Here is a 12322-nt window from a genome sequence, read left to right as displayed (position 1 = left end):
CGAATGGAGGCGACCACCGAGGTGGTGACAGCGGCGCCCGCGCCGATGCTGGCAGCGTTCATCGACCGGTACGTGGGCTATCGCATGGCGGGTTTCGAGCCCGGCTTGCACCGCGGCCTGCCGTCACGGCACATGACGTTCATCGTCGCCGTCGGCCCGACCATAGATGTCGTCGAGCAGACCGATCCGCACCAGGCCCCCGCCAACTATCGCTGCGTCCTGAGCGGCCTGCAGGCGAGTCCGGCGATGATCGCGCACAACGGTTTTCAGGAAGGCGTGGCCATCGAGCTGACCCCGCTGGGTTGTCGGGTGCTGTTCGGGATGCCCGCGAGCGAACTGTGGGACATCTCGATCGAATGTTCCCAAGCGCAAAGCACTCTGGGCGATCAACTCGCCGATGCCGTTCATGCACAACAGGATTGGCCGAGCAGATTCACCGCATGTGATCGGGCCCTGATCGCCGCAGCACGAACCGAAACCCTCGCCGGACCCGAATTGACCTGGGCCTGGCACGCTCTCGTCAGAACCGGCGGCACCTGCCCGATCAACCCGCTCGCCGACCGAATCGGCTGGACCCGTCAGCACCTCACCCGCAAGTTCACCGCCGAATTCGGCGCAAGCCCGAAACTGGCCGCGCGGATCATCCGATTCGAGCGAGCCAAGCGCATGCTGACAAGCACCCCCTCCTATATCTCCATCGCCCAGATCGCGAACACCTGCGGCTACTACGACCAGGCCCACCTGAACCGCGACTTCGCCGAACTGGCAGGCGTGGCGCCCACCGCTTGGCTCGCCGAGGAGATTCCATCCGTCCAAGACCCGAACGCCGACGAAGCGCGAGGCTGAATACATGGACACAGCAACCAGCACCGGCATCTGGCCCTGCCTCGCCTTCGACGACGCCCGCGCCATGATCGAATTCCTCACCACCGCCTTCGGTTTCGAAGCGACCGCGGTCTACGCCAGGGAAAACGACGACAGCATCGTCGAACACGGCGAACTGCGCTGGCCGGGCGGCGGCGGCATCATGTTCGGCTCCACCGGACGCAACGACAGCCCGTTCGGTACCCGCCCACCGGGCGTCGCCAACCTGTATCTGGTCACCGACGACCCCGACGCCCTCCACACCCGCGCCGTGGCCGCAGGCGCGACGATCATCCGCGAACTACGTGACGAGGGCTACGGATCCCGCGGTTTCAGCGCCGCCGACCCCGAAGGCAACCTCTGGAGCTTCGGCACTTACCGCGGCGCCTGAACAAAATTTCAACTTGCGCACGATGGTGTGCGAACCTCTCCGTCGCAGTTCGGCGATCGGCTACGTTGTCGATTGCTTCACCCGAGGCTCTGCGCGTTGTACAGGAGAGTTGAGTCAATGGCGACCATCGAATATCTGCGGACCGATCCGGACTTGCCTCCGGTCGGTGTCGTCGATCGCACGCCGATCACGCCCGCCAAAAAGGCTGTGTTCGCGGGGATCGCCGTGCTCGGCGCCATCGCGTGGACGATCATCGCGTTCGTGCGCGGCGAGTCCGTGAACGCGGTGTGGATCGTGATCGCGGCGGTCTGTACCTACATCATCGCCTACCGCTTCTACGCGCGGTTCATCGAGTGGAAGATCACCAAGCCGCGCGACGACGTGGCCACGCCCGCCGAAATCTATGACAACGGCAAGGATTTCATGCCGATGGACCGGCGGGTGCTCTACGGGCACCACTTCGCCGCCATCGCGGGCGCCGGTCCACTGGTCGGGCCGGTGCTGGCCGCGCAGATGGGTTACCTGCCGGGCACGATCTGGATCATCGTCGGCGTGGTGTTCGCCGGTGCGGTGCAGGACTACCTGGTGCTGTGGGCCTCGACCCGTCGACGCGGTCGCAGCCTCGGCCAGATGGCGCGCGACGAACTCGGTGTGGTCGGTGGTGTCGCCGCGATCGTGGCGATTCTGGTGATCATGACGATCCTGCTCGCGGTGCTGGCACTGGTCGTGGTGAACGCGCTCGGCGAGAGCCCGTGGGGCGTGTTCTCCATCGCGATGACCGTCCCGATCGCACTGTTCATGGGTGTTTACCTGCGGTATCTGCGCCCGGGCGCGGTCGGCGAGGTGTCGGCGATCGGCATCGTGTTGCTGCTGGCCGCGATCATCGGCGGCGGTTGGGTGTCCGAAACCGAATGGGGCGCGGACTGGTTCACGCTCTCGCGCACCACCATCGCCTGGGCGCTGATCGCCTACGGTTTCGTCGCCTCGGTGCTGCCGGTGTGGCTGCTGCTCGCCCCGCGCGACTACCTGTCGACGTTCATGAAGGTCGGCACGATCGTGCTGCTTGCCGTCGGCATCCTGATCACGATGCCGGTGCTGAAGGCCCCCGCGGTCTCGGAATTCGCGCACACCGGCGCGGGTCCGGCGTTCGCGGGCAGTCTGTTCCCGTTCCTGTTCATCACCATCGCCTGCGGTGCGCTCTCGGGTTTCCACGCGCTGGTCTCCTCGGGCACCACGCCGAAACTGCTGGCCAAGGAATCCAACGCCCGCATGATCGGCTACGGCGGCATGCTGATGGAGTCGTTCGTCGCGGTGATGGCGATCATCACCGCCTCGATCATCGACCAGCACCTGTACTTCGGCATGAACGCCTCGGCGGGCCTCACGGGTGGGACGCCGGAAGGCGCCGCGAAGTTCACGAACTCGCTCGGCCTGTCCGGCCCGCCCGCGACGCCGGAACTGTTCGCCGACGCGGCCTCGGATGTGGGTGAGAATTCCATCGTCTCGCGCACCGGTGGCGCCCCGACGCTGGCCGTCGGCATCTCCGAGGTCTTCTCCAACTTCCTCGGCGGCTCGTCGATGAAGGCGTTCTGGTACCACTTCGCGATCATGTTCGAAGCGCTGTTCATCCTCACCACCATCGACGCGGGCACCCGGGTCGCGCGCTTCCTGGTCTCCGACGCGCTCGGCAACTTCGGCGGCGGGTTCAAGAAGTTCCGCGATCCGTCCTGGCGGGTCGGCGCGTGGCTGTGCTCGCTCATCGTGGTCGCGGGCTGGGGTGGCGTGCTGCTGATGGGCGTCAACGATCCGTTCGGTGGCATCAACGCGCTGTATCCGCTGTTCGGCATCGCCAATCAACTGCTCGCCGCGATCGCGCTGACCGTGGTGCTCGTCATCATCGTCAAACGCGGGCAGTGGAAGTGGGCGTGGATTCCCGGCATTCCGCTGGCCTGGGACCTGATCGTCACGATGACCGCATCGTGGCAGAAGATCTTCTCCGACGATCCCAAACTCGGCTACTGGAAGCAGCACAGCCTGTGCCAGGCCGCCAAGGACGCGGGCAAGGCCTGCCTGACGGCCAAGACGCCCGAGCAGGTCGACATCGCGATCCGCAACACCTTCATCCAGGGCACGCTCTCGATCGTGTTCGCGGTGCTGGTGCTGATCGTCACCGTCGTCGGTGTGCTGGTGTGTGTGAAGGCGATTCGCACGGGCACGGTGACCAGCTCCGAATCCGAGGAGCAGCCGTCGAAGATCTTCTCCCCCAGCGGTTTTGTCGCCACGGCGGCGGAGAAGGACGTGCAGAAGGAATGGGATGTGCTGATCGCCGAGGGCAAGGTGAGCGCGCCCGGATCGGCGCACGTCTCTTGAGTGTGGTCAGGAAAGCGGACGGCCGGTTCGAGGGATCGGCCGTCCGCGACCCTGCGGTGAGGGTCGACCACGCAGCGCCGAGCGAAACGACAGCCCCCGCGAACTCGGCTGTTCCCGTGGGCCCTCGCGTGCGAGCGGTCCTCGGTCGAGTGTGGACGGGGGCGCGCGGCGTCGCCCACTGGTACAGCGCGATCAACGGCGGCCAGGACTACCAGCGTTACGTCGACCACCTGCGCCGCAATCACCCGGATGCCCCGGTGCCCTCCGTACGCGACTACTGGCGCGAGCGTTATGCCGAGGCCGAACGGAATCCAACCAACCGCTGCTGCTGACACCCGGCGGGCCGACACCATGTCCGGCGACGGCGGCCCGGGATAGGTGGCCGATTTCCGCTAGCACCCGGTCCGGGTGGGTGCCATTGTGGAACTCGTGACCATCACTGCTTTGGACTTCGAGGGCTGCTACCGGGCGGTCTCCACCCGCGACTCCCGCTTCGACGGGCAGTTCTTCACCGCGGTCCGCACGACCGGCATCTACTGCCGCCCGTCGTGCCCGGCTATCACGCCCAAGCGGGCCAACGTGTCATTCCTGCCCACCGCCGCGGCTGCGCAGCAGGCCGGTTATCGCGCCTGCCGACGGTGTCTGCCCGATGCCGCGCCCGGTTCGCCGCTGTGGAATGTGCGGGCCGATCTGGCCGCGCGGGCCATGCGGCTGATCGGCGACGGGGTGATCGAGCGCGGTGGGGTGCCCGAGTTGGCCGCCACCTTGGGCTATTCACAGCGTCAGCTCACGCGGGTGCTCACCACCGAACTCGGGGCCGGGCCCCTTGCCCTGGCCAGGGCGCACCGTGCGCACACCGCGCGGCTGCTCATCCAGACGACCGACATGCCGATGTCGGACATCGCGTTCGCGGCGGGGTTCGCCAGCATTCGGCAGTTCAACGACACTGTGCGCGAGGTGTTCGCGGTCAGCCCGAGCACGATGCGGACCGAGATACGGCGATCGCCGCGCGTCGATGTTGTCGCGCCCGGCACGCCCGGTCTGCTCACGCTGCGGCTGCCGTATCGCGAACCGCTCGATACCGGCTGGCTGAGCTGGTTCCTCTCCGCACACGCGGTGGCGGGGACGGAACTGTGGGAGGACGGCGTCTACACGCGCAGCCTGCGCACTCCGCACGGGCACGCGACCGTTCGGTTGTCGTTTCAGCCGGGGCATGTGCGGGCCGAGTTGGCGTTGCGGGATATGCGCGATCTGGCGCCGACCGTGGCACGGGTGCGGCATCTGCTCGACCTGGACGCCGATCCGATGGGGATCGATGCGGCCCTCGGCATCGGCCGGGCGGGCGGCGCCGCAGATCACGGCGGCGTTGACACAGCGAGTGACGGCGTCCCCGGTGGCCGCCGGACGCCCGGCATCGCGGGCTCGCGTGATGCCGCGGAAAAATCGGACGCCACGGGGGTTGCGAACGCGGCCGCGCGATTCACGCCGGGGATTCGAGTGCCTGGCTGCGTCAATGGATCGGAGTTGTTGCTGTGCACCATGATCGGGCAACAGATCTCGGTGCGGGCGGCGGGAACGCATATCGCGCGGCTGGTCGATGCGCTCGGCGAGCCGATCGACGGGCCGGTGCCGCGACTGTTTCCGACTGCTGAGGCGATCGCCGAACACGGTGCCGAGGTGTTGACCGGACCCGCGCGCCGGGTGAGCGCCATCGTGGCCGCCGCCCGCGCGATCGCCGACGGCGAGCTGGTGCTGCACTCCGGCCGCACCACCGCTGACCTGCGGCGCGACCTACTCGCGCTGGACGGTGTCGGGCCGTGGACGGCCGATTACGTCATCATGCGATCGCTGGCCGATCCCGACATCCTGCTCGACACCGACCTGGTGGTTCGCCAGGGTGCGGCGCTGGCGGACATCGATCTCGGCACGACCGCCCGCTGGGCACCCTGGCGCTCCTACCTGTCCATGCACCTGTGGAAAACCGCGCTCGAACATCGTGGCGCGCTCGAACCTTCTAGCCAGAAAGCGAAAACTCATGTCTGACAGCACTCTTCGTCTCGCCGATGTCGCCACCGTCGACACCCCGATCGGCCCGTTCACCACCATCGTCGACACCGACGGCGCCGTGCTCGCTTCCGGCTGGACCGGTGACGCGTCCACGCTGACCGGCCTGATCCATGCCACTTTGCGCCCGACCGAACTGCGGCAACGGGATTCGCTCGGCGCGGTCACCAAAGCGGTCGTCGACTATCACGCGGGCGACCTGACCGCGATCGATGCGATTCCCGTGCGGCAGCAGTCGGGTGAATTCCTGGTCCACGCGTGGGAAGTACTGCGCAAGGTGCCTGCCGGCGAGCCGGTGACCTACACCGAGTTCGCCGGACTGTCCGGACGTCCGGCGGCCACGCGAGCGGCGGCCAACGCCTGCGCGCGTAACTCCGCGGCGTTGTTCGTGCCGTGCCATCGTGTGCTGCGGATCGGCGGGGCGCTCGGCGGGTTCCGCTGGGGACTCGAGGCCAAGGCCTGGTTGCTCACGCACGAGGGGTGACCGCGCTGCGGACCGCAGCCTTCAGGTTCGACGGTCGAGGAGTGCGACTCGCAGCGCCTGAGCCTGCAATCAGGCCAGTGATAACTGATTGGCTCTTTTTTTCAGGTCCAGTAGGCCGGACTCTGTTACCTATGCTCACTCGTCGCCTGGTCGCGCTGTATGTCGGTTTGTGGTTGTACGGCACCTCCATGGCGGTGATGATCCGTGCGGGCCTCGGGCTCGATCCGTGGGATGTGTTCCACCAGGGGGTTGCCTCGCATGTGCCGTTGAGTTTCGGCGTGGTGACCGCGCTGACCGGGATCGCCGTGCTGCTCGCGTGGATTCCGCTACGTCAGCGACCGGGGCTCGGAACCATCAGCAATGTGGTGGTGATCGCGATCGCGGTCGATGTGGGGTTGTGGTTGATCCCCGCGGTGGACGGCCTGTGGCTGCGCGTGCTGGCGATGGGCGGGGCCGTGGTGGTGAATGCCGCGGCGACGGTGCTCTACATCGGTGCGGGCATGGGTCCGGGGCCGCGTGATGGACTGATGACTGGACTGGTCGCACGGACCGGCTGGCCGATCTGGTCGGTTCGTACCGGTATCGAGGTCACGGTGCTGACCACCGGATGGTTGCTCGGTGGCAGCGTCGGGGTCGGCACGCTGGTCTACGCGTTCGGGATCGGGCCGCTGGTCCAGCTGATGATCCCGCTCGTCGACGGAAAGCTGCCCGGGTTCACGCCCCTCCACGTCGGATCCGGGCAACCGGACGTCGATACTCGGCCGACATCCGGCGAAATCACGCAAACGGCTCAGAAATAATCAGAAAACTGATTCCAGGAAGCCCGGTTGCGTGATTACGCCGGTCCGCCGCTGACCGATCCCGCGCGCCTTCCGGCTACGCGACCGTGGCCTCGAGGTGGGAGCCCGTGCGGCCGCGCAGGACGTGGAGGCGGCTGGGGATGCGTTGGCGCATCTCGTCGACGTGGCTGACGACGCCGACCACCCGCCCACCGGCCCGGAGCTCGTCGAGGACTCCCATGACGGCATCGAGGGTATCGGCGTCGAGGCTGCCGAAGCCTTCGTCGATGAACAGGGTGTCCAGGACCAGTCCGCCGGTTTCGGCGGCGACCACATCGGCGAGGCCGAGGGCCAAAGACAATGAGGCCATGAAGGTTTCGCCGCCGGAGAGGGTTTTCGCGGAGCGGATGGCACCGGTGTAGTCGTCACGGACGTCGATGCCGAGGCCACCGCGTCTGCCGCGCGGGCCCGCCTTGTCCGAGTGGACGAATTCGTAACGGCCGCCCGACATTCGGCGCAACCGCAACGACCCCGCGACGGCGACTTCTTCGAGCCGAGCGGCAAGCACATAGGACCGCAACGACATTCGCCGGTTGTTCTCCCCACGCCCCGCGACCACTTCCGCCAGCCCCGCCAACTCGTCGAAATCACGCTGCTTGGGCGCGATCCGCTCGACCTCGCCCCACAATTGCGTACCCAGTTGTTCGAGCTGGCCGACCCGCTCAGCGGCCGCCGACTGGGTAGCCACCGCCGCAGTGAGCGCGCGCTGAGCTTCGACGAAGCGTTGCTCGAGCGCATTGAGATCACCCGGGATCTGCTCGGCGACGGCCCGGATCTGCGGTTCGGCGAGCACCGCCTCGGAATGCGCACGAGCCCGGTCAGCGGCGGTGAGTTCGGCCTCGATCGCGGCCTGCTGCTGCGCGGTCCGCGCGACGGTGGTGACGACCCGGGCGTAGGCGGTCAGCAGTGCGATGTCGTCACGAGGCGCTGCAGGCTCGGCCGCAGGGACTTCGTCGGCGGGATCCTCCTCGACAGGTTCCTCGCCAGTGGGATCCTCATCGAAAAGGTCGAACAGACTAGGCATTTCAGGCTCGGCCCGAACTGTGCGCGGACGCCCCTCACGCGCGGCCGTGCCATTGGACGGCTCGACACATGCCGTTGCGGTCGTGGCGTCAGCGGAAGCCGCGGGACCAGTCGCGCCGCTGGTCGTCCCGGCACCCGCGGTCGCGGCGTCGGCGGTCCCAGCGTCAGTTGTCCCAGCGTCAGCGGTCCCAGGGTCAGCGATCCCGATACCTGCGGTCCCGGCGTCAGCGATCCCGACACCGGCGGTCCTGGCGGCAGCGGTCGCGGCGTCAGACGTCCCGGCGGCAGCAGTCGCGGCATCAGCGGTCCCGGCGTCAGCGGTCCCGGCATCAGCCGTCGCGGCATCAGCGGTCCCGGCATCAGCGGTCGCGGCATCAGCGGTCCCGGCATCAGCCGTCGCGGCATCAGCCGTCGCGGCATCAGCGGTCCCGGCGTCAGCGGTCGCGGCATCAGCCGTCGCGGCGTCGGTGTCCTCACCCACGCCAGCCGATGGTCCGTCGTGTGCGGAGGTCGTCGTGTCGGGGACCTCATAGCCTGCGGGGACGAAACCTGCTGTGCGGGAGAGGTTTTCTACGCGGGTGGCGATGGTGTGGACGGCGTCGTGGGTGGCGGATTCGTCGGTGCGGGCGGTGCGGAGGGTGGTGGCGGCGGTGATGAGGGATTCGAGGCGGGTGGTGCGGGCCTCGACGGTGGTGTCGGCGCCTGCGGCGGTGCGCAGGCGGGTGGTGAGTTCGTCGAGGCGGGCGCCGGTGGTGGTGATAGTGGTGGTGACGGTGGCGAGGCGGGCATCGAGGTCGCGGGACTGGTCGTGGAGGGCGGTTTCCTCGGTGCGAAGGGCCGCGAGGCGGGTGGTCAGGGCGGGGGTGCGCTCGGCGGCTTCGGCGGTGTCGTCGAAGCGGTGGGTGGCGGTGCGGACGGCGTCGGCGAGGGTGACGGGGTCGGCGTCGCCGCCGCGGGCGGTCAGCGCTTCGATCTCGCGTTCGATGACGCTGATGCGGTCGGCGATCCGGTCCCGTGCGGCCTCGGCGGCTTGTTCGGCGGCGTGCGCGGTGTCCTCGGCGTCCTTGGACACCGCGTCATCGGTGGGCTGCGCCGGTTCGGGGTGGTCGGCGGAACCGCAGACCGTGCACGGTGCGCCGTCGGTCAGCGCGCCCGCGAGTTCGGCGGCCATGCCCGCGAGACGGCGGGCACGCAGGTCTAGCACGCGTTCCCTGGCATCGAGGTGGATGCGGCGCGCGGCATCGAATTCGGCCTGCGCCTTGTCCAAAGCCGGTCGCTGCCGGGCTATTTCGACCGCAGCGGCGGCAGAGTCCTGCCACTTGCTCAGCTCGTTGCGAATCCCGGGCAGCGCGGCGGCCGCATCAGTGGCCTCGCGCAACTGTTCCTGCACGGAGGCGATCGCTGTCGGCAGTTCGAGCCGTCGCTTACCCAGTTCGGCCGACCGCTGGGTGAGCCGTGCGGATTCACTCTCGTGAGCGGCGAGTTCGTCGGCGAGCCGACGCGCGGTTACCGCGTCGGCCCGCACCTCCCCGAGCACCCCGAGCAGCGAATTCCACTGACTGACAGCCGCATCGAGATCACCTCGAACATCCACAACGCCTGCGCTCGACGACGAGCGACGCCCCGACCCGTCACCGCCAGAGTTCGGTTCACGGCCGACACCGGATTCGGCTTCGCTACCCGGCTTACCGAGATGCTGCTCGAGCCTGCCGTGACCGCTCCCGGATACCGCTTCGCCGCCCGGCTTACCAAGGTGCTGGTCGAGCCTGTCGTGACCGGTGCCTGCGCCGTCCGGGCTCCCACCACTCGGGTCGATCGGCTCGTTCGTCACCACGGCCAGCAGGTCGACACCTGTGATGTCGGCGGCCGCCGGTGCCAGCAGTTGATCAGCGAGTTCGGCAGCGGCGCTGCGGGTAGCGCTCTGCGCGCGACGCAGGGCGCGGACCGCGGAGCGGGCTTCGTCGATGGCTTGGACGACAGGTTCGGCGCGACGGGCTTGAGCGAGTTCGCGTTCGAGTTCGGTGCGGCGGGGCGCTGATTCGGTGTACGTAGCCAGTTCGGCGCGGGCCGCCGCCATGCGGGCGTGCAGGTCGGTGATGCGGCGTTGTTCCTCGGCTTCGGTGCGGGCTTCGGCCGACTCCTTCTGGCGCAGTTCGGCATTCGTTGTCGCCTCGGCCAGCTCGGTCCGTGCGGTGGCCAGGAGTTCCTGGGACCAACTCACCGCGTCGAGCACGCCGACCGATTCCGCGCCGCCGTAGCCACCGGCCATGCCGACTTTGGTGATCAGGCGGTCTATGCCCTGTTTACGGGATTCCAGATCGGCGGCGGCCGTGCGGCGACGGTCGGACAGCCACTGCTCGGCGGTACCGAACCGTTGGGTGTCGAAGAGCTTTTCGAGCAGCTTCTCGCGGTCTTCGTTCTCGGCGCGCAGGAACTTGGCGAAATCGCCCTGCGGGAGCAGCACCACCTGGAAGAACTGGTCGGCGCTCATGCCGAGCAGACGCAGCACCTCGTCGCCGATATCGGTGATGCGCGAGAGATTCTCGCCGCTGCCATCGAGCCAGGTGAGGGTGGCCTGGGGTTGCAGCAGCCGGGTGCCGGTGCCGTTCTTCTTCGGGCGCTCGTATTCGGGCGAGCGGGTGAGGCGCAGGAGGCGACCACCGAGCGTGGCCTCCAGCACGACGCTCGGCGGCGTCTGGGGATCCGCATGATCGGAATGCAGGCGCTTGCTCTCACCGCGCGCACCTGGCACCTTGCCGTAGAGGGCGAAGGCGATGGCGTCGAGGATGGTCGTCTTGCCCGCGCCGGTGTGGCCGTGCAGCAGGAACAGCCCGTCGGCGCCGAGTGCGTCGAAGTCGACGACGGTGGTCTCGGCGAAAGGACCGAACGCGGTGAGTTCGAGCCGATGCAGCCTCACGCGACACCGCCGAGAGGCGCCACTGCACGCGCAGCGGCCCCGCGCCGCGAATCACCCTGTCGGACACGAAGAACGGGGACGCCCGTCGCAATCGTCATCAGGGGTATCACGCAGTCAACTTCGACACTGTCGGCTCCGGGCTGGATTCGGCTGATACCGAGTCGTTTTCGCGTACTGCCGCGGCAAGCGCCCGCTCCACCCACGCCATCTCCCCCTTGCTCGGTGTGCCACGCACGTCGGTCAGGAAGCTCGCCGCGACCTCCGCATCGCGCCGACCGTGCACCCGCTCGCGGTAGTGCAGCTCCGGATTGCCCTCCGGCCGTGCCCATTCCACGTGCACCGCGTGCGGGAACCGCCCGCGCAACTTACGCATCGGGTCCACCGGACGGGTGGTGTCGGTGAGCGTGGCCGAGACGTAATGTTCCTCGGCCGCAGCGTATTCGGTGTCGGCGAGCAGTGATTCGAGAGTGCCGGTGAGTCTGCTGAGCCCGCGCACCAGCGGCAGATCGTGGCGCTGCACCGCCGACAGGCCGGAGGCCTCGAGATCAACGATCCACACCGCCTTGCGATGCGAGCTCTCCCCGAACGAATACGGCAGCGGAGATCCGCTGTAGCGCACCGACTCCGACAAGGTCTGCGGCGAATGCAGGTGTCCGAGTGCCACGTAATCGATGCCGTCGAAGGCCTGCATCGGCACCGTTTCCACCCCGCCCACCGAGATGGACCGTTCCGAACCCGTCGCCTCGCCGCCGATCACGAACGCGTGCGCCAGCACCACCGTGCGCGCCCCGGATCTGCCCGCGATATCGGCGCGAATCCGCTCCATCGCCGCATCGAGGATTTCGGCATGCGAATGCGCCTGCGGCACACCTAGTTCGGTGCGGGTGATCTCTGGTTCCAGATATGGGATGCCATAGAAGGCCACTTCACCGTCGGTATCGGACAGCACGATCGGCCGACCTGCATCGGCGACCCTCGTGCACAGGTGCAAGCCACCGGCCGCGGCGAAACTGGCCCCGGCACCGAGCCGGGCGGGCGAATCGTGATTGCCCGAGGTGGCGATGATCGTCGCGCCCGCGGCCCGGATCGCCTCGAAGCCGCGATTGCAGACCCCGATGGCATCGGCGTTGGGGATGGAGCGGTCGTAGATGTCGCCGGGCACCACCACCACGTCGACGGATTCGCGCGCGACCAGCTCCGCGATCGCCGCGAGCACGCGCGCCTGATCGGCCAGCAGGTCGACACCGTGAAAGGTGCGCCCGATGTGCCAGTCGGAGGTGTGCAGGATCCGCATGTCGCGAACCGTAGGGCAGACCACCGACAGAATTCAATCGACGCACCACACGCATGTAATTCACCGGCGTGGCGTG

General features: G+C 68.0%; 9 protein-coding genes. 7 read left to right on the top strand and 2 right to left on the bottom strand.

Translation table 11 applies throughout. The features are described from left to right. The first annotated feature begins 3 nt into the window (after window positions 1-3). From ACFW6D_RS08400 to ACFW6D_RS08370, 7 genes are all read left to right on the top strand, one after another. A complete protein-coding gene (locus ACFW6D_RS08400; RefSeq protein WP_379326075.1) occupies window positions 4-846 on the top strand; it encodes a helix-turn-helix domain-containing protein in 843 nt (280 codons plus the stop codon). 4 nt (window positions 847-850) lie between these two features. Next, window positions 851-1255 carry a VOC family protein gene (locus tag ACFW6D_RS08395; protein WP_379326073.1) on the top strand — a complete coding sequence of 135 codons (405 nt, stop codon included), beginning with the start codon at window positions 851-853 and terminating at the stop codon, window positions 1253-1255. Between the two features lie 117 nt (window positions 1256-1372). Beyond that, window positions 1373-3625: a carbon starvation CstA family protein gene (locus ACFW6D_RS08390; RefSeq protein ID WP_379326071.1), complete on the top strand. Its 2253-nt coding sequence runs from the start codon at window positions 1373-1375 to the stop codon at window positions 3623-3625. Window positions 3626-3774: 149 nt separating this feature from the next. Next, window positions 3775-3957, top strand: coding sequence for a YbdD/YjiX family protein (locus ACFW6D_RS08385; protein WP_379326295.1), 183 nt, complete (start codon window positions 3775-3777; stop codon window positions 3955-3957). Window positions 3958-4045: 88 nt separating this feature from the next. Next, on the top strand, window positions 4046-5668 hold the full coding sequence (locus ACFW6D_RS08380) for a DNA-3-methyladenine glycosylase 2 family protein (protein WP_379326069.1): 1623 nt from the start codon (window positions 4046-4048) through the stop codon (window positions 5666-5668). Then, window positions 5661-6173 carry a methylated-DNA--[protein]-cysteine S-methyltransferase gene (locus ACFW6D_RS08375; RefSeq protein WP_379326067.1) on the top strand — a complete coding sequence of 171 codons (513 nt, stop codon included), beginning with the start codon at window positions 5661-5663 and terminating at the stop codon, window positions 6171-6173. The genes ACFW6D_RS08380 and ACFW6D_RS08375 overlap by 8 nt, the downstream gene beginning before the upstream one ends. 131 nt (window positions 6174-6304) lie before the next feature. After that, on the top strand, window positions 6305-6973 hold the full coding sequence (locus ACFW6D_RS08370; protein WP_379326065.1) for a YitT family protein: 669 nt from the start codon (window positions 6305-6307) through the stop codon (window positions 6971-6973). A 76-nt stretch (window positions 6974-7049) separates the two neighbouring features. On the opposite strand, the gene ACFW6D_RS08365 is transcribed toward ACFW6D_RS08370, so the two are convergent. Further along, entirely contained in the window at window positions 7050-10952 is a 3903-nt protein-coding gene (locus tag ACFW6D_RS08365) for an AAA family ATPase (protein WP_379326063.1), read from the bottom strand. A gap of 106 nt (window positions 10953-11058) precedes the next feature. Then, window positions 11059-12246 (bottom strand): exonuclease SbcCD subunit D, encoded by a 1188-nt coding sequence (locus ACFW6D_RS08360; RefSeq protein WP_379326061.1) that lies wholly within the window; start codon window positions 12244-12246, stop codon window positions 11059-11061. Window positions 12247-12322 lie beyond the last annotated feature (76 nt).

Source organism: Nocardia sp. NPDC058705, from assembly GCF_042749305.1.
Taxonomy (GTDB): Bacteria; Actinomycetota; Actinomycetes; order Mycobacteriales; family Mycobacteriaceae; genus Nocardia.
Note: the sequence above shows the minus strand (reverse complement) of the source record. Positions and strands in the feature narration are given on the sequence as shown.

Coding starts and splice junctions, on each gene's coding strand:
- ACFW6D_RS08400 (WP_379326075.1), top strand. CDS start 4: ATGGAGGCGACCACCGAGGTGGTGACAGCGGCGCCCGCGCCGATGCTG.
- ACFW6D_RS08395 (WP_379326073.1), top strand. CDS start 851: ATGGACACAGCAACCAGCACCGGCATCTGGCCCTGCCTCGCCTTCGAC.
- ACFW6D_RS08390 (WP_379326071.1), top strand. CDS start 1,373: ATGGCGACCATCGAATATCTGCGGACCGATCCGGACTTGCCTCCGGTC.
- ACFW6D_RS08375 (WP_379326067.1), top strand. CDS start 5,661: ATGTCTGACAGCACTCTTCGTCTCGCCGATGTCGCCACCGTCGACACC.
- ACFW6D_RS08370 (WP_379326065.1), top strand. CDS start 6,305: ATGCTCACTCGTCGCCTGGTCGCGCTGTATGTCGGTTTGTGGTTGTAC.
- ACFW6D_RS08360 (WP_379326061.1), bottom strand. CDS start 12,246: ATGCGGATCCTGCACACCTCCGACTGGCACATCGGGCGCACCTTTCAC.